Source organism: Nonomuraea composti, from assembly GCF_012034275.1.
Lineage (GTDB): Bacteria > Actinomycetota > Actinomycetes > Streptosporangiales > Streptosporangiaceae > Nonomuraea > Nonomuraea composti.
This window is the reverse complement of the sequence record NZ_JAATEP010000001.1, coordinates 471614-488912: the sequence shown is the minus strand read 5'-3', so window position 1 is coordinate 488912 and position 17299 is coordinate 471614. Positions and strand designations below refer to the sequence as shown.

Here is a 17299-nt window from a genome sequence, read left to right as displayed (position 1 = left end):
CCGCCCGGCTGGCGGCGGGGGCGGCGGGTAGCGCGGGCCCCATGACGTCCAAGAAGAAGAAGGACCTGTCGCCGGGCGACGAGGTCACCTGGAGCAGCCACGGCGGCACCGCCAAGGGCAAGGTCGAAAAGAAGATCACCAAGCGGCGGAAGGAGGCCGGCCGCACCGTCGCCGCCTCCCCCGAGGAGCCCCAGTACGTGGTGCGCAGCGAGAAGAGCGGCGGCAAGGCCGTCCACAAGCCGTCGGCGCTGCGCAAGGGCGGCGAATAACGTCCGGCGCCCATTCTCCGCTAGTTTTCCCGTCAAGGAGGCGTAAGTACGCCGGCGCTCGCGGGCCTGTTACGGTAGTGCGCGGTGCGCCGGGAAGTCTGGTCGGCAAGAGACTGCCGGTCGGATGTTCGGGGGAGGCGTTCGCGGATGCGTGGCCCAGGTCGTCACGGCGATCACGGCCGTCACGGGCGCTCCGGGGTGCGGTGATGGGGCTGCTGACGCCGTTCACCTCCCGCTTCCGGCACCCCGCACAGGTCGTGGTGGCCGCGTTCGGGCTGACCGTCGCGGTCGGCACGGCGCTGCTCGCGCTGCCCCTCGCCACCACCGAAGGTGTGTCGGCCGGCTGGCTGGCCGCGCTGTTCACCGCGACGTCCGCCGTCTGCGTGACGGGCCTGGCGATCGTCGACACCGAGTCGCACTGGTCGGTGTTCGGCGAGCTGGTCATCGCCGGGCTGGTGCAGGCGGGCGGCCTGGGCATCATGACGATGGCGACCCTGTTCACGCTGCTCGTCTCCGGCCGGTTAGGTCTGCGGGCCAGGATCGCGGTCCAGGCGGAGACGAAGACGCTGAGCATGAGCGACGTGCGGCACGTCCTGCGCAAGGTGGTCGTGTTCAGCCTGGTGTGCGAGGCCGTCGCCGCCACCGTCCTGACCGCCCGCTTCGTGACCGGGTACGACGAGCCGTTCGGCCGCGCCCTCTACCTGGGCGTCTTCCACGCCATCAGCGCCTTCAACGACGCCGGGTTCGCGCTGTGGCCCGACAGCCTCATGCGGTTCGTGTCCGACGGGTGGATCTGCCTGACCGTCGCCATCGCCAGCATCGTGAGCGGGCTCGGCTTCCCCGTCGTGTTCGAGCTGGCCCGCTCCTGGCGGCGTCCCGGCAAATGGACCATCCTGACGAAGATCACCGTGTGGGTGACCGCGGTCCTGCTGCTGCTCGGCACCCTCGCCTTCCTGACGATCGAGTGGCGCAACCCCAAGACCCTCGGGCCGCTCGACGAGGGCGGCAAGGTGCTGGCCGCGTTCTTCGCCGCCGTCATGCCGCGCTCGGCCGGGTTCAACACCCTCGACGTCTCCCAGATGTTCCCGTCGAGCTGGCTCACCACCGACCTGCTCATGTTCATCGGCGGCGGCAGCGCCGGCACCGCGGGCGGCATCAAGGTCACCACCGTCGGGCTGCTGGCCTTCGTCGTGTGGGCCGAGCTGCGCGGCGAGAGCCGGGTCAACATCGGCCACCGCAGCCTGCCCAACTCCGCCCAGCGCCAGGCCGTCACCATCACCGCCCTGGGCGCCGCCATCGTGGGCATCGCCACGTACGCGCTGCTCGCCCTCACCCCGCACAGTCTCGACCAGGTCCTGTTCGAGGTCGTCGCGGCGTTCGGCACGGCGGGCCTGTCCACCGGCATCACCGCGAGCCTGGGCACGGCCGGGCACCTGCTGCTCGTCGTCCTCATGTTCATCGGCCGGATCGGCCCCCTCACCCTGGGCTCCGCCCTGGCACTCAACAGGCGCGCCCGGCACTACGAGCTACCCGAGGAGCGTGTCATCGTTGGCTGAGTACAAGGGCGACCCGGTCGTCGTCATCGGCCTGGGCCGGTTCGGCACGTCGCTGGCGCTGGAGCTCACCCGGCGCGGCGCCGAGGTCCTCGCCATCGACCACCGCCCCAAGATCACCCAGAGCCTCGCGGGCCAGATCACCCAGATCGCCACCGCCGACGCCACCGACATGGAAGCCCTGCGCCAGCTCGGCGTCCCCGACTTCTACCAGGCCGTCGTCGCCGTCGGCAGCGACATCGAAGCCAGCATCCTGACCACGTCCCTGCTGGTCGAGCTGGAGATCAACGACATCTGGGCCAAAGCCGTCAGCACCCAGCACGGCCGCATCCTCAGCCGCATCGGCGCCCACCACGTCGTCTTCCCCGAGCACGACATGGGCGAACGCGTCGCCCACCTCGTCAGCGGCCGCATGCTCGACTACATGCAGGTGGACGAAGGCTTCGCCATCGCCAAGACCAGCCCGCCCAAGGAGTACGTGGGCGTCCCCCTCGGCCGCTCCAACCTGCGCCGCAAGTACGGGGTGACGATCGTGGCGGTCAAGCCGCCGGGCGAGGAGTTCACGTACGCGACGGCGGAGACGGAGCTCTCGTACGGCGACATCGTCCTGGTCTCGGGCCGCACCGAACAAGTAGAACGCTTCTCCGAACTCCCCTGACCCGGCTCCCCACCCGTTGCCCGATGGGATGCTTGCCCGTCCCCACCCGTTACCCGATGGGGGTGCTTGCTCATCTCCTGCCCGCCCCGAAAGGGCTTCCGCTTGGGGGCGCTACGCGCCTCGGAGCTCAGGCGTCCCGGCTGAGGCGCGTCCGGCGCGACGACGCCTCCGGCGTCCAGCCGGCCCGTTGTCCGCGACGGCGGCGGACCGCAACGCCGGTACCTGGTGTGGCGGGAAGCCGGACGCTCATTGACGCCCGGCTCACTAGGGGCACGCGCGGGCTTGCACCTGACGCGGCGTCAGGACCTACCGTCGTGCTCAAGGCGGTGATCGGACGTGAACGAACGACTCTGGAAGATCGGCGAGCTCGCCACGGCCACGGGCGTGACCGTGCGAGCCCTGCACCACTTCCACCAGATCGGCCTGCTCGCCCCAGCCGGGCGGTCCCCGGCCGGGCACCGCCTCTACACCAGCGGTGACGTGCGCAGGCTGTACCGGATCCTGGCGCTGCGGGAGCTGGGGCTGCCGCTCGCCGAGATCGCGGGCGCGCTGGAGAGCAGCGACGTCCGCGACACCTTACGCCGCCAGCTCGACCAGGTCGAACGTCACCTGGCCAGCCAGCGCGCCCTGCACCGGCGGCTTCTCGGCGTGGCCGAAGCCCTCGACGCGTCCGAGGAGCCGTCGATCGACCAGCTCATCAAGACCATGGAGGCCATGATGCAGGCCAGGCACTTCACCCCCGAACAGCTCGCCCGCTTCGAGCAGCGGCACCGCGAGCTCGGCCAGGACGGCGTCACCTCCTGGTTGCGCCGGCTCACCGGGCTCGCCGCGGAGGCGGCCGAGCACGCCGAACGCGGCACCGACCCGGCGGAACCGGCCGTCCAGGACCTCGCGGGCCGGTGGAGCGAGGCGGTGGAGGGGCTGGTGGGTGGCGATCGGCAGGCTATGTCGGCCCTGTACGGGAAGATCGAGGCGGAGGGAGCGGAGACGGCCACCAAGGGGCTCTTGAGCGAGCCGGCCTGGCACTACCTGAAGGTGGCCTTCGCGGTCGGGTTCGGGGCTGAGCCACGCCACTGAACCGGGCGGGCGGGCATGCAGCGGGCAGGCGTGCGGCAGGCGGGCGTGCAGCGGGTGCGCATGCGGCAGGCAGGCGTGCAGCGGGTACGCATGCGGCAGGCGGGCGGGCGTGCGGCGGGCGAGGCTGCTGGCGGCGGCCGTCACGCGAGCGCGTCCGACAGGCGGCGGGCCTCGTCGGCCCACCGGGCGAGAAACATCATGGCGGCCCCGCGCTCCCGGTAGAGGCGGGCGGCCTCGACGGGGGCCTGGCCGCCGTAGCCCACGGGCTGCCGGTCGAGGTGCTGCAGCATGCGCGGCACCAGCCAGTCGTACTTGACGGCGGAGGCGCAGACGGCCAGCCGCACCAGGCGTTCGTCGCCGCGCCAGCCGGCCTCGCGCAGCCCCCTGACGTACCCGCCGTACATGGCCGCGTCGAGCTCCGGCAGGTGTGCGGCCGGGACGTACAGGTCGAAGACGCTGTCCGGGATGTGGTTGCCGATGTCCTCGCCGAGCGCGCCGTCGCCCGCGAACGCCCAGTCGATGAGCACGCTCTCGCCGCCGGCGTCGAGGGCGTTGCTGGGCCACAGGTCGAGGTGGCACAGCGTGCGCGGCAGCGACTCCATGACGTTCAGGAGCCACTCGCGGTCGCGGTGCAGGCGCAGCAGCTCGCCGCGCAGGCCCGGCGGGAGGTTCTCGCCGACGAGCGGGTGCCGCCAGGTGGTGTCGTCCTCCAGCAGTTCGTACGGCACCCGCTTCGAGCCCACGTAGTCCCGCAGGAACGACCGGCTCGTCCACGGCTGTTCGACCGGCCCCGCGCCGCCCTGCGCCAGCCCGAGCTGGTGGCCGAGCAGGGTGTGGCGGGCGAGCGGCCAGGTGGTGGCGGGGGTGCCGGTGACGTCCTCGAGCCAGAGGGCGAGGTCGCCGTCGTCGCGTTCGACGAGCCGCAGCAGGTGCGGCGCGCGCACGCCTGCGCCCGACCACAGGGCGGGCAGGCCGGTGGAGTAGACGTCGGCCTCGCGCCGCCAGTAGTTCCAGTGCCGCGGGTCGGTGGCGCTCTCCCAGCCCGCGCCGGCCTCCTTCCGCCTGGTCAGCACCTTGACGATGGCCGAACGACGGCCGGTGCGGACCCGCCAGATGCCCGCCGTCACGCCGTTCATCGCGTTGTGCGTGAGCGGTTCGACGGCGGTGGCCGGGGCGCCGAGCACCCGGACGGTCTCCTCCTTCACGTGCGTCAGCGGCTCGATCGCGATGGCCGACGCGCCGAGCGCCTGGACGATCTCCTGCTCCACGCCGGCGCGCTCAGAGCTGGAGGGCGTGGTCGAGCAGTGACTGCAACGTCACGGCTCCCACCAGCCGCTCGTCGTCCACCACCGCCACGAGCGGGCTGCGCGTGCGGGCCATCAGCGCCGCCAGCTCCAGCACCGTCGCCTTGGAGTCGGTCACGGGCAGCTCGCGCGGCTGCTCCGGCAGGCACTCCCGCACGCTCTTGCCGCCGAGCCGGTGCAGGAACCGGTCCGCGTGCGCCTCGTCCACCACCCGTGCGAGCGCGGGGTCGTCCTGGCAGTACGCCGGGACCGCCAGCCGCAGCACCTGCGTGCCGGGCAGGATGCTGAGCGGCCGCCCGCCCTCGTCGACCAGGATGAGCCCGGGCAGGTCGCGGTCGGCCAGCAGCCTGGCCGCCTCCAGCGCCGGGGTGTCCAGGGTGACCGTCGGGAAGTCGACGGCCAGATCGCGTGCGCGCATCGATCGCCTCCGATCTCCAGCGTAGCCGCCGGGGGCGGCGGGGGCGCGCGACGCGGGCGTCCCGAATGGCCGGTGCCCTTGCCAGGGGGTGCGGGGGCGGCGTCGTAGGGTGGGGTCATGGTGAAGGCCGCGGCACGACAGCCCGTTCCCGCCCGTCGCGCGGACGCCGAGCGTAACATCGCCGCGATCCTCGAGGCCGGGACGCGGCTGCTCAGCGCGGACCCCGCCGCCAGCGTGGCCGACATCGCCAAGGCGGCCGGGGTGGGGCGGGTCACGCTGTACGGGCATTTCCCGTCGCGTGAGGCGCTGGTGGACGCCGTGCTCGATCACGCGGTGAGCATCGCGGACGGCGTGCTGGAGGACGAGTCGATCGACACGGCGCCGGCGCCCGAGGCCATGGCGGGGCTGCTGCGCTCGGCGTGGGAGATCCTCGACCGGCACCGGCGGTTGTTCCTCGCGGCCGATCGGGTGCTGGCCACCGAACGCATCAGGGAGCACCACGAGGCGCCGCTGCGGCGGGTCGGGCGGCTCATCGCGCGCGGGCAGCGCGACGGTGACTTCCGCGACGACCTGCCGTTGCCGTGGCTGGTGACGGCGTTCTTCTCGATCATTCACAGTGCCGCGCAGGAGCGGGAGGCGGGCCGGCTCGCCCCTGAGGAGGTGGCGGACGTGCTGATCAAGACGATGTTGTCGCTGCTCGCTCCGCCTGCCGCCCGGCCGGCCAGGGGGCCCGCGAAGGGCGAGTAAGGGCGGGCGAGGCCGGTCGTCCACCCGCGAGCCGCTGTCTTAGCGTGCGGCTTCGCTGGTTCGGGCGCGTGTGAAACGCGCGATGCCGCTTGTCCGGCATGCCATCCGACGGGACTCATATCTCCCAGCAACACGGTACCGGGGTACCGTTCCGGCATGCTAACTTGAACATCAGTGTTCAAGTTAAGGAGTGGCGGATGGCTCATCATGACAACACGGCGGCGCATGGCGGCAGTGGCTGGGCGGTGCTGGTGCTGTTGTGCCTGGCGCAGTTCATGCTGATCGTCGACATCACGGTGGTGCAGGTCGCGCTGCCGACCATAGGCGCCGACCTGGGGCTCGACCGGGAGTCGCTGACCTGGGTGGTGACCACGTACACGCTCTGCTTCGGCGGGCTCATGGTGCTCGGCGGGCGGCTGGCGGACGCGTTCGGCGCGCGCGGGACGCTGCTGGCCGGGCTCGGGCTGTTCACGGCGGCGTCGCTGGTGTGCGGGCTGGCCGGGAGCGGGATGGCGCTCATCGCCGGGCGGGCGTTCCAAGGGGTCGGGGCGGCGCTGCTGTCGCCTGCCGCGCTGGCCGTGATCACCGGTACCTTCCACGGCGAGCGGCGGGCACGCGCGCTCGGCGTGTGGGCCGCGATCGGCGGGACGGGGGCGGCGCTGGGCGTGCTCGTCGGCGGGCTGCTGACCGCCGGGCCCGGGTGGGCGTGGGTGTTCTTCGTCAACGTGCCGATCGGGCTGATCGTGCTGGCCGCCGTGCCCGCCGTGGTGCCAGTGAGGGGGCCGAAGGCGGGGGCGGCCGCTGCGAGGACGGGCGCGGGCGCCGGTGGGCGGCGGGAGCCGGTGGATGTGCCCGGCGCGCTGATCGTCACGCTGGCGACGGCGCTGCTGATCTACGGGCTGGTCACGGCGGGCGACGCCGGATGGGCGGCGGCGGGCACGGTGCTGCCGCTGGCCGGAGCGGCGCTGCTGTACGTGGCGTTCGTGCTCGTCGAGCGGTCCATGCGGTCGCCGCTCATGCGCGCCTCGACCCTCGCGCGGCGGCCGGTGATCTCGGGCACGTTCGTGATGCTGGTGGCCACCGGGCTGATGCTGGGGCTGTTCTTCCTCAGCACCCTCTACCTGCAGCACGTGCTCGGGTTCAGCGCCCTGGAGACCGGGCTGGTCTTCCTGCCGGCGGCCGTCGCGATCACGATCGGGGCGCAGGCCGGCGGCCATCTCATCGGGCGGGTGGGTGGCCGGCCGGTGGCGGTGGCGGCGTTCGTGGTGACGGCGGCGGGGGCGGCGCTGATGGCGCGCAGCTCTCCGGAGACCAGCGTCTACACGACGTTGCTGCCCGGGTTCGTGCTGGCCTCGCTGGGCATCGGGCCGGCGTTCGTGACGGCGACCACCACGACCATGGCGAACATCCCTCCCGGCGAGAACGGCGTCGCCTCCGGCGTCATCAACACCTTCCACGAGCTCGGCGGCTCGATCGGGGTGGCCGTCGTGTCCACGGTGGCCGCCGCGAGCCTCGTGCCGGGGGCGGGGGCCGGCGGGTTCGTGGCCGGGTTCGTGTGGTGTGCCGTGGTGGCGGGGGTGGCCGGGGTCGTGGCGCTCGGGCTGGTGCCCGGCGGCAAGCCCGCGGCGGCGTTCGTGGGCCATGGTCACGGCCACGGCTAGCAGGACGGGCGCCAGAGCACCGCTCCCGCCTCCCAAGCACCAGATCTTGCCATCGCACCAGGAAAAACCGGGATATCGCCAACGACCGCAGCGGATTATCCTTCATTGATGGTCAAGTTCCGCCGGCGAAAGCGGTGACTCCGCAGATGCCGTCATTGACGCTGGCGCACCAGCACCTGTCCGGGGTGACCGTGGTCGCCGTGACCGGCGAGATGGACGCCACCAACCGGGCCGACCTCGACGCCTACCTCAAGGAGGTCAGGGCCGCCCCCACCGAACGGCTGGTGTTCGACCTGTCCGGGGTGCCGTTCATGGACAGCTCGGGCCTGCACGTCCTGCTGAAGTGCGCCACCGACTGCCTCAAGGCGGGCGGGGTCGTGCATCTGGCGGGGGTGCAGCCGTTGCCGGCGCGGTTGTTCGAGATCACGGGCGTGGTGGCGCACCTGCCGGTGCACGAGCGGGTCGAGGACGCGATCGCCGCCGCGCTCGACTCGTCGGAACGCTCCAGTTGAGCGACGCGGCGGCCCCGCCTGGCCGACCAACGGTCACTGCGGACTGACCCCGGTGATGGCCAGGCCGAGCAGGCGCTCGGCCTCGGCGGCGGGGTCGGGGTGGTGCTCGGCGGCCAGGGCGATGCCGGTGACGAGGGTGAGCAGGTCGTCGGTGGTGACGCCGGGGGTGAGGGCGCCGGCCGCGCGGCGTACCAGAGGGTCGCCGGCCTCGGTGAGCTGCACCGAGCAGCAGGGGGCGCCGGCCGTGTCGGCGTTGAGGGCCCGCTCGCGGGCCAGCGCGACGGCCAGCCCCCGGATGGTCGTGGCGGCGGCGGTGACGGCGTGCAGCCATTCCAGCAGGGCCGCCCGGGTGTCGGGGTGGGCGGTGAGGTCGCGGGCGCGGGCGCACAGGGTCTCGACCTCCTCGCGGAAGACCGCTTCCAGCAGCGCCTGGCGGGTGGGGAAGTGGCGGCGCAGGGTGGCGGACCCGACCCCGGCGGTGCGGGCCATCTGCTCCAGGGACGCGTCGGGCCCGTGCTCGGCGATCGCCTCCTTGGCCACGTCGAGCAGGAGCGCGTAGTTGCGCCGGGCGTCCGCGCGCCGGCCGGTCATGGCGTCACCTCACATTTGCTAAACGGCGGGGTCCGCCATATGTTACCTGAACAGAAACGGCGGGGTCCGCCGTTTTGCTGAACAGGAGACCCTCATGAGCAACGCACCCGTCCTCGTCACCGGCGCCACCGGGCAGCAGGGCGGCGCCACCGCCCGCGCCCTCCTGGCGGCCGGCGTCCCCGTGCGAGCGCTGGTCCGCGACCCCGGCACCGGCCGGGCCAAGGCGATCGAGGCGCTCGGCGCCGAGCTGGTCACCGGCGATCTCGACGACCGCGACTCCGTGACCAGGGCCGCACAGGGCGCCCGGGCGGTCTTCTCGGTGCAGATGCCCCCGTTCAGGGACGGCGCCTTCGACTTCGGCGGCGAGCTGACCCAGGCCGTCAACCTCGTCGAGGGCGCGCGGGCGGCGGGCGTGCCGCAGTTCGTGCACACGTCCGTCTCCGGCGCGGGGCAGCACACCGAAGCTCCCGGCTGGGCCGAAGGCCGCTGGGCGGCGATGGAGCCGGTGCAGGCCGCCAAGGCCGGGGCACAGGACCGCGTGCGCGAAGCCGGCTTCGAGCACTGGACGATCATCAAGCCGGGCTTCTTCATGGAGAACTTCCTCCCGTCCGTCGCCTACCTGTTCCCGCGCGGCGTCGAGGGCGGGCTGGTGACCGTGCTCAGGCCCGGCACGCACCTCTCCCTCGTCGCGGTCGACGACATCGGCACGACGGCCGCGGCCGCCTTCGCCGACCCCGAGCGCTTCCACCAGGTGGAGCTGGAGCTGGCCGGCGACTACCTGCCCATGACGGAGATCGCCGCCGTCCTCTCCCGAGCCCTGGGCGTGGAGGTGTCCGCGCCGGACCTGACGATGGAGGAGGCGATCGCCGCCGGCATGCCGGGGCCGGGCGTCATGTCGCACGAGTTCATCAACGTGGCCGGCCAGCCCGCCCGGCCCGAGTACGCGCGGGCCCTCGGCCTGCCGCTCACCACGTTCGAGGAGTGGGCGCACCGGCACCTCGCCGCCCGCTAGCGACCCGGCCGGGCGGAGCCGATCAAGGGCATCCCGCCTAGGCTGGAACGGTGTTCGAGACGCGCGACTTCGACCTGGCACCGTACGCGGAGACCGACCCGAGCGGATATGTCCGGCACACCTACTGCAGCTGGCACGACGCGGGCTGGCGGTCGCTGCTGGTGCAGTCCTTCACGCATGCCCCCGAGGCGGAGGAGCTGCCGCTGCCGGGCACGTCCGACCTGCACCTGGTGCTCTGCACGGCCGGTAACGCGATCATGCGGACGCACGCGGGCGGCAGGCCGGCGCGGCGCCGCTACGTCCCCGGCCGCATGGAGCTGATGGTCCCGGGCCGCTCGACGGTCCGCAGCTACCGGGCGTCCGCGCCGCTCAACACCGTGCAGGTGCACATCCCGCGCGCCACCGTCGATCGGACGGCGGCCGAGCTGGGCGGCCCGGAGCCGGACTTCGAGGCGCTGTCGGCCGCGCTGGGGGCGGGCGACCCGGTGGTGGAGCAGGTCGTGCGGTCGCTGCCCGCCGCCGGTCAGGCCGGCGACCTGTACGCGCAGTCCGCCGCCGCGTTCCTCACCACGCACCTGCTGTCGCGGGGCCGCGACGACGGCGGGCCGGGCGGCGGGCGCGAGGCCGTCCGCCGGGCCGCGGCCGTGATGCGGGAGCGGCTGGCGGAGCCGCTGACGCTCGCCGACCTGGCCGCGCAGGCGCACCTCAGCGTCTACCACTTCGTCCGCGTCTTCCGCGAGGACACCGGCGAGACGCCGTTCCGGTATCTCACGCGGCTGCGGATCGAGCACGCGCGCTCGCTGCTGTCGGGCACGACGCTCACCGTCGCGCAGATCGCCGAGCGGTGCGGCTTCGGCAGCCCGGGCGCGCTGTCGGCGGCGTTCCTGAGCCACGTCGGCGTCCGCCCGTCGGCCTACCGCAAGGCACGGTCGTAAGCCAGGTCGTCCTGAGCCTGGGCCGGCCGCCCGCAACGCCCGGTCGATGGTCGCGCAATCTCCCGCATTCTCCGGGCGTGCGGCGCCGCCTAGTTTCGGACGGTGCCCTACACCTACACCGTCACCTCACGTTCCTCCGCCGACCCCGCGGCGGTCTTCGAGGCGCTCACCCGCGCCGCCACCTGGCCCTCCTGGTCGCCGATCGACGCGGCCGAGATCGAGGGCGGCGCCGACCCGCGCGACCGGCAGCGGGCCGGCGACACCCGGATCTTCCGCACCGGGCGCAACGTCTCGCGGGAGCGCATCGTCGAGCTGGTCGCCGACCGCCGGTTCGTCTACGACAACCTGGGCGGCCCGTTCCGCTCCTACCGGGGCACGGTGGAGCTGACGGCGGCGCCGGGCGGCGGCACGGAGATCGTCTGGAGGGGCGTCTTCGAGGCGAAGCCGCGGTTCGCGGGCCGTTTCTGGCAGTGGTACCTGACCCGGTTCATGCAGCGGATGGCGGACGGCCTGGCGGCGTACGCGGGCAAGGACTGAACGCCTATACACCGCGTATATACCCCTGGTGTATAGTCGCCGGGCATGAGCGTCCCCCTTGCGCTGCTCGGCCTGCTGGAGCGGGAGCCGAGCCACGGCTACGACCTGAAGCGCGACTACGACACCTTCTTCGGCCGCGGCAAGCCGCTCCCGTTCGGCCAGGTCTACTCCACGCTCGGCCGCCTGGCCAGGGATGGCAAGGTGACGGCCGGGCAGAGCGAGCCGGGCGACGGGCCCGACCGCAAGCGTTACGCCATCACCCCGCTCGGCACGCGGGAGGTGGAGGCGTGGCTGGCCGAGCCGGTGGCGGCGGAGCCGTACCTGCAGACGGTGCTGTTCACGAAGGTCGTGCTGGCGCTGATGCTGGGCCGCGACGCGGCGGGCTACCTCGACCTGCAGCGGGCCACGCACCTGCGGCGCATGCGGGAGTTCACCCAGATCAAGCAGAACGGCTCGCTGACCGACGCGCTGCTCGCCGACCACGGCATGTTCCACCTCGAGGCGGATCTGCGCTGGATCGACGTGACGCAGGCGCGGCTGGGCGCGCTGGCGGCCATGGTGCGCGACTCATGATCATCGAAGCGCGCGAGCTCAGCCGCTCCTACGGCAACACCCCCGCGCTGCGCGAGGCGAACCTGGCGGTGCGCGCCGGGGAGATCCTGGCCGTGATGGGGCCCAGCGGCTCGGGCAAGTCGACGCTGCTGCACTGCCTGGCCGGGATCTTCACGCCCGACAGCGGCGAGGTGTGGTTCGGCGGCCGGCGGCTCGACACAATGAGCGACGCCAGGCGCACGGAGCTGCGGCGCACCTCCTTCGGGTTCGTCTTCCAGTTCGGGCAGCTCGTGCCGGAGCTGACCGTGGCCGACAACGTCGCCCTGCCGATGCTGCTGGGCCGCACCCGGCGCAGGGACGCCTACCGGCGGGCCGGCGAGTGGCTGGAGCGGCTGGGGCTGGCGGAGCTGGGCGGCCGGCGCACCGGCGAGCTGTCGGGCGGGCAGGCGCAGCGGGTGGCGATCGCCCGGGCGCTGGTGACGGGGCCGCGGGTGCTGTTCGCCGACGAGCCGACCGGCGCGCTCGACTCACTCACCGGCGAGCACGTCATGGAGCTGCTGGTCGGGCTGGCCCGCGAGGAGGGCACGACGGTGATCGTGGTGACGCACGACGCCCGGGTGGCCGCGTACGCCGACCGGGAGGTCATCGTCCGCGACGGCCGCGTCACCGACCCGTTCGCCGGGCAGGTCGCGCGATGATCGGCCTGGGGCTGCGGCTGTCGCTGCGCGGCGGCGGGGAGGCGGCGGCCAGGCTGGCGCTGATCGTGGCCGGCGTGGCGGCCGGCGTCATGGTGCTGCTGACCACGCTGTCCCTGTTCAACGCCTTCCAGACGACCACCGGCCGGCCCTGCTGGGAGTGCACCACGGGCGCCGCGCCGAGCGGCTGGGCCCTCGACGCCACCGCCGCCGGCGCGTTGTGGAGCTACCGGGAGGACTACTACGCCGGCCGGACGATCAAGCGGCTGGACGCCGCCGCGCTCGGCGGGCAGGCCCCGGCGATCCCCGGGCTGGCCCGCATGCCGGGCCCCGGGCAGTACGCCGTCTCCCCCGCGCTGGGCAGGCTGCTCGACACGGTGCCGCGCGAGCGGCTGGCCGACCGCTTCCCCGGCACCCGCGCGGCAACGATCGGCCGGGCCGCGCTGTCCGGCCCGGACGACCTGGTCGTCGTGGTGGGGCGGACCCCGCAGGAGGTCGCCGCCATGCCCGGGGCACGGCAGGTGGACTCGAAGGAGGCGGTGGAGACCGCGCCCTTCGCGGCGCTGCGCAACGACGACAGCGACCTCTACCGCATCGGTTTCGCCGTGGCCGCGATCGGCTTGTTCGTCCCGCTGCTCGTGCTGGTGAACGCGGCCACCCGGCTGGCCGCCGCCCGCCGCGAGGCGCGCTTCGCCGCGTTCCGGCTGGCCGGCGCGACCGCCGGTCAGGTGAACGTGCTGGCCGCCGTCGAGGCCGCGCTCGGCGCGCTGCTGGGTGCGCTGCTCGGCGTCGCGCTCTTCCAGCTCGTACGCCCGGCCGTGGCCCTGATCCGCGTCACCGGTTCCCGCTTCTTCCCCGACCTGGTCGCCCCGGCCCCCTGGCAGTACGCGGCCGTGCTCGCCGGCGTCCCCGTCCTGGCGGGCTGCACGGCGCTCTGGTCGCTGCGCCGCGTCCGGATCTCGCCGCTCGGCGCCGCCAGGAAGGCCGCCGCCCCGCGCCCGCCGCGCGCCTGGCGGGTGATCCCGCTGCTGGCCGGGCTGGCACTGGTCGCCGGGCCGGTCTTCCAGGGAGGCGCGCGCGAGCCGGACCCGCTGCTCGCCGCTGCGGCGCTCGCGCTCGTGATGGCCGGGCTGGTCCTGGCGGGCCCGTGGCTGACGATGCTGGCCGCCCGGCTCGCCGCCCGCGTGACCAGGGGCGCGGCGACCCTGCTGGCCGCGCAGCGGCTGGCCGCCGCCCCCGCGACGGCTTTCCGCTCGGTGAGCGGGCTCGTGCTGGCCGTGTTCATGGGCACGGCGATCGCCGGGATCGTCCCGGCCGTGATCTCCGGGCAGCAGGCGGTGGCCGGCGGCACGCTCTCGGGGGTGCTGCGCGCCCCGCTCGCCCCCTACCCGGGCGCGACCGGGCTGGCGCCGCAGGCCGGCGCCGAACTGCTCGCCGAGCTGCGCGCCCGGCCCGGTGTCGGCGTGCTGCCCATCTACGCCCTGCCGGACACCGGCCGGGCCGGGCCCGTGCCCGGCGACGGGCCGCCGCCGCCCGCCACCGCCGCCGACTGCGCGGGCCTGGCCCGCTACCCGGCGCTCGGCCGCTGCCCGGCCGGCGCGCAGGCCGTGACCGGCTACTTCGAGCGGGTCGTCGAGGCCGACAACCCGCTGTCCATCGACCGGCTGCTCCCCGTCGCCGGGCCGGCGAGCCGGGCCGTCTCCACCGACGGTCTCGGCCTGGCGGCCGTGCTGGTCAGCATGGACGACCCGGGCACGCTGGAGGAGCTGCGCACGCTGCTCGCCCGGTACGGCGCAGGCCCGCCGATGACGTTCGCCGAGGTCGCCCAGGCCAGGGCGACGGTGTTCACGCAGGCCGAGAACATCGCGCTGGCCATGGTCGCGCTGACCCTGCTCGCCGGCGGGTGCAGCCTCGTGGTGGCGGTCGGCGGCGGGCTGATGGAGCGCCGGCAGCCGTTCACCCTGCTGCGGCTGGCGGGCACGCCGGCCCGCACGCTGGCCGCGGTGGTGCTGCTGGAGTCGGCGCTGCCGCTCGTCCTGGCCGCCGCCGTCGCCGCCTGCGCCGGGTTCGGGGTGGCGGGGCCGTTCGTCGACCGGCTCGCGATGAAGGGCGCCTCCATGGCCGTGCCCGGGCCGGTCTACTTCGCGACCGTCGGGGGCGGGCTGGCCGCGTCCCTGCTGGTGATCCTCATGGCCGTGCCGCTGCTGCGGCACCTGACCGCGCCGGACAACGCGCGTTTCGAGTAGGAGCCCCATGAAACTGCTGTCCATGGTGACGGCGCTGTCCCTGGCGGCGACGTCCCTGGTGAACGCCCCGACCGCCGCCACCCGTTACACGGCCGAGATCCGCCGCACCGAGTACGGCATCCCGCACGTGACCGCCAGGGACCACGGCGGCCTCGGGTTCGGCTACGGTTACGCCTTCGCCCAGGACAACCTGTGCGTCCTGGCCTCCTGGGTGATCACGTTACGCGGTGAGCGCTCGCGCACCTTCGGGCCGGAGGAGCGGTCGGACGACGCCGTCCGCCCGGTCGACAACCTCACCAGCGACGTCTACTACCGTAGCGTCGCCGCCTCCGGCGTGATCCGGCGCGTGCTGGCCCAGCCGCCCCCGCTGGGCCCGAGCGCCGAGCTGCGCGAGCTGGTGGCCGGTTACGTGGCCGGCTACAACCGCTACCTGGAGGAGACGGGCGTGGCGAACCTGCCCGACCCGGCCTGCCGGGGCAGGTCGTGGGTCGGCCCGATCACCGCCGACGACATCTGGGCCAACCTCCTCGACCTCAACCGCATGGCGGGCAGCTCCCCGCTCAAGGAGGCGATAGCCGGCGGCGAGGAGCCGGAGAAGAACGAGGCGCCGGAAAAGACCGGGCCGCCGGAAAAGACCGGGCCGCCGGAAAAGACCGGGGAGGAGGCCGCCGCGCCCGCGCCGGGCAGCAACGGCTGGGCGCTGGGCCGCCGGGCGACGCGGAGCGGCCACGGCATGCTCCTGGCCGACCCGCACTTCCCGTGGACCGGGATCCGCCGCTTCTACCAGGTGCAGCTCACCATCCCCGGCGTGCTCGACGTCTCCGGCGGCAGCCTGTACGGCACCCCGGTCGTCCAGATCGGCCACAACGCGCGCGTCGCCTGGACCCACACCGTCTCCCACGCCCAGCGCTACACCCTCTACCGGCTGAGGCTCGCCGGCGACGGCGCCCACCTGGTGGACGGCCGGGCCGAGCCGATCGGCCGCCAGGTGGTCGAGGTGCCGCTCCAGGACGGCACCGTGGCCCGCCGCACCCTCTACACCTCCCGCTACGGCCCCGTCCTGGCCGCGGGCCGCGGCGACGGGTACGCGTACGCGCTGGCCGACGTCAACGCCGCGAACCTGCGCTCGGCCGACGAGTGGCTGGCCATGGGCAAGGCCCGCGACGTGGCGGGGCTGCGTGCCGCCCAGGACGCCCACCAGGGCATGGCGTTCGTCTACACGCTGGCCACCGACGTGAGCGGGAGCGCGACGTTCGCCGACGCCTCGGCCGTCCCGCACGTCACCGACGCCCAGGCGGGCCGCTGCGCCGTGCCGTCGCCGGATCCGTCGCTGGAGGCGTACGTGCTGGACGGCTCCACCTCCGCCTGCCTGTGGGGCAGGGACCGCGACGCCGTCGTGCCGGGCATCTTCGGGCCGGCCGCCCAGCCGAGGCTGACGCGGGCGGACTACGTGGCCAACTCCAACAACAGCCCCTGGATGACGAACCCGGCGGCGCCGCTCACCTCGTACGCCAAGGTGTGGGGATCGAGCAGGACGGACGTGGAGCCGCGCCCGCGCGTCGGCCTGGACATGATCGCCCGGCGGCTGTCCGGCGCGGACGGGCTCGGGGCGCCGGGGTTCACGCTGGAGACGTTGCAGGCCACCGCGCAGGGCAAGCGGAACCTCACGTTCGAGATGATGCGCGCGGACGTGGCGGCGGTGTGCCGCGCCCATCCGTCGGCGACCGCGTCCGACGGGCGGCGGGTGGACCTGCGGGAGGCGTGCCGGACCCTGGCGGCCTGGGACGGGCGCGCCACGCTGGACGGTGCAGGGGCGATCCTGTGGCGCGAGTTCTACACCGGCCTGGAGCGCCCCCACAAGCCGGGCGAGCCCTTCCAGCAGTGGTGGAAGGTGCCGTTCGATCCGGAGCACCCGCTGACCACGCCGCGCGGGCTCAAGCGCGACGACCCGTACGTGCTGCGCTCGCTGGCGGACGTCGTGCAGCGGTTCGCGTCGGACGCCATCCCGCTGGCCCTCACGCCGGGCCAGGCCCAGCGGTACGCGTCGGTGGCGATCCCGGGCTGCACCGAGGCGGAGGGCTGCTTCGACCGGATCCGGTCGCGCGGCCGGCTCGGCGCGGACGGGCGTTACCCGGACGTGGACACCGGCTCCAGCTTCATGATGGCCGTGGAGCTCACCCCGTCGGGCCCGCGCACCCGCACGATCCTGACCTACTCCCTGTCCGCGAACGCGTCCTCGCCGCACCACGCCGACCAGACGGCGCTGTTCTCGCGCGGGCAGTGGGTGACGGAGCGGTTCACCGAGGCGGAGATCAGGGCGGACCCGCGCCTGCGCGTCACCACCGTGCGTGGCTGAGCAGGACTGTTAGCGTTTGAGCATGTCAGAGGGGGCGGAGCGCGGCGCGCCGCCCCCTCGCGGGCGCGGCGCGTGGCGGCGCGTGCTCGTGGTCATCGGCGTGATCGTGTTGTACGCGACCCTGCTGGCGACCGGCGTGCTGTCGTTCCTCCTGGTGGACGCGACCGTCAGGTGAG

18 protein-coding genes are annotated in these 17299 nt (G+C 73.9%); 15 read left to right on the top strand and 3 right to left on the bottom strand.

Annotated elements, in window-relative coordinates:
* Window positions 1-41 precede the first annotated feature (41 nt).
* From HCN51_RS02165 to HCN51_RS62075, 4 genes are all read left to right on the top strand, one after another.
* A complete protein-coding gene (locus tag HCN51_RS02165; protein WP_168006126.1) occupies window positions 42-269 on the top strand; it encodes a hypervirulence associated TUDOR domain-containing protein in 228 nt (75 codons plus the stop codon).
* Between the two features lie 206 nt (window positions 270-475).
* Window positions 476-1825, top strand: a complete 1350-nt coding sequence (locus tag HCN51_RS02160) for a TrkH family potassium uptake protein (RefSeq protein ID WP_168006124.1) — start codon at window positions 476-478, stop codon at window positions 1823-1825.
* Window positions 1818-2480, top strand: coding sequence for a potassium channel family protein (locus HCN51_RS02155; RefSeq protein ID WP_080040571.1), 663 nt, complete (start codon window positions 1818-1820; stop codon window positions 2478-2480). Before HCN51_RS02160 ends, HCN51_RS02155 begins: the two co-directional genes overlap by 8 nt.
* A gap of 336 nt (window positions 2481-2816) precedes the next feature.
* Entirely contained in the window at window positions 2817-3557 is a 741-nt protein-coding gene (locus HCN51_RS62075) for a MerR family transcriptional regulator (protein ID WP_168006122.1), read from the top strand.
* A gap of 140 nt (window positions 3558-3697) precedes the next feature.
* Here the strand turns inward: HCN51_RS62075 and HCN51_RS02145 are convergent, their stop codons facing one another.
* On the bottom strand, window positions 3698-4825 hold the full coding sequence (locus tag HCN51_RS02145; RefSeq protein ID WP_206066405.1) for a phosphotransferase: 1128 nt from the start codon (window positions 4823-4825) through the stop codon (window positions 3698-3700).
* A 10-nt stretch (window positions 4826-4835) separates the two neighbouring features.
* Complete coding sequence (locus HCN51_RS02140) at window positions 4836-5279, bottom strand: CBS domain-containing protein (RefSeq protein WP_168006120.1); 444 nt, start codon at window positions 5277-5279, stop codon at window positions 4836-4838.
* Between the two features lie 117 nt (window positions 5280-5396).
* Between HCN51_RS02140 and HCN51_RS02135 the strand changes: the two genes are divergently transcribed.
* From HCN51_RS02135 to HCN51_RS02125, 3 genes are all read left to right on the top strand, one after another.
* Window positions 5397-6026 (top strand): TetR/AcrR family transcriptional regulator, encoded by a 630-nt coding sequence (locus tag HCN51_RS02135; RefSeq protein WP_168006118.1) that lies wholly within the window; start codon window positions 5397-5399, stop codon window positions 6024-6026.
* A gap of 197 nt (window positions 6027-6223) precedes the next feature.
* Entirely contained in the window at window positions 6224-7687 is a 1464-nt protein-coding gene (locus tag HCN51_RS02130; RefSeq protein WP_168006116.1) for an MFS transporter, read from the top strand.
* A 146-nt stretch (window positions 7688-7833) separates the two neighbouring features.
* Window positions 7834-8199, top strand: coding sequence for an STAS domain-containing protein (locus HCN51_RS02125; protein ID WP_168006114.1), 366 nt, complete (start codon window positions 7834-7836; stop codon window positions 8197-8199).
* Between the two features lie 33 nt (window positions 8200-8232).
* On the opposite strand, the gene HCN51_RS02120 is transcribed toward HCN51_RS02125, so the two are convergent.
* Complete coding sequence (locus HCN51_RS02120; RefSeq protein ID WP_168006112.1) at window positions 8233-8790, bottom strand: TetR/AcrR family transcriptional regulator; 558 nt, start codon at window positions 8788-8790, stop codon at window positions 8233-8235.
* A gap of 94 nt (window positions 8791-8884) precedes the next feature.
* On the opposite strand from HCN51_RS02120, the gene HCN51_RS02115 reads away from it, so the two are divergent.
* The 8 genes from HCN51_RS02115 (at window position 8885) to HCN51_RS02080 (ending at window position 17298) form a co-directional block, all read left to right on the top strand.
* Window positions 8885-9802 carry an NmrA/HSCARG family protein gene (locus HCN51_RS02115; RefSeq protein ID WP_168006110.1) on the top strand — a complete coding sequence of 306 codons (918 nt, stop codon included), beginning with the start codon at window positions 8885-8887 and terminating at the stop codon, window positions 9800-9802.
* A 50-nt stretch (window positions 9803-9852) separates the two neighbouring features.
* Window positions 9853-10737, top strand: a complete 885-nt coding sequence (locus tag HCN51_RS02110; RefSeq protein WP_168006108.1) for a helix-turn-helix domain-containing protein — start codon at window positions 9853-9855, stop codon at window positions 10735-10737.
* A 102-nt stretch (window positions 10738-10839) separates the two neighbouring features.
* Complete coding sequence (locus tag HCN51_RS02105) at window positions 10840-11274, top strand: SRPBCC family protein (protein ID WP_168006106.1); 435 nt, start codon at window positions 10840-10842, stop codon at window positions 11272-11274.
* A gap of 45 nt (window positions 11275-11319) precedes the next feature.
* Window positions 11320-11847 (top strand): PadR family transcriptional regulator, encoded by a 528-nt coding sequence (locus HCN51_RS02100; protein ID WP_168006104.1) that lies wholly within the window; start codon window positions 11320-11322, stop codon window positions 11845-11847.
* A complete protein-coding gene (locus tag HCN51_RS02095; protein ID WP_168006102.1) occupies window positions 11844-12524 on the top strand; it encodes an ABC transporter ATP-binding protein in 681 nt (226 codons plus the stop codon). The genes HCN51_RS02100 and HCN51_RS02095 overlap by 4 nt, the downstream gene beginning before the upstream one ends.
* Entirely contained in the window at window positions 12521-14767 is a 2247-nt protein-coding gene (locus HCN51_RS02090) for an FtsX-like permease family protein (protein WP_168006100.1), read from the top strand. The genes HCN51_RS02095 and HCN51_RS02090 overlap by 4 nt, the downstream gene beginning before the upstream one ends.
* Window positions 14768-14774: 7 nt before the next feature.
* Window positions 14775-17123, top strand: coding sequence for a penicillin acylase family protein (locus tag HCN51_RS02085; RefSeq protein WP_206066404.1), 2349 nt, complete (start codon window positions 14775-14777; stop codon window positions 17121-17123).
* A 22-nt stretch (window positions 17124-17145) separates the two neighbouring features.
* Window positions 17146-17298: a hypothetical protein gene (locus tag HCN51_RS02080; RefSeq protein WP_168006098.1), complete on the top strand. Its 153-nt coding sequence runs from the start codon at window positions 17146-17148 to the stop codon at window positions 17296-17298.
* Window position 17299: the final 1 nt, after the last annotated feature.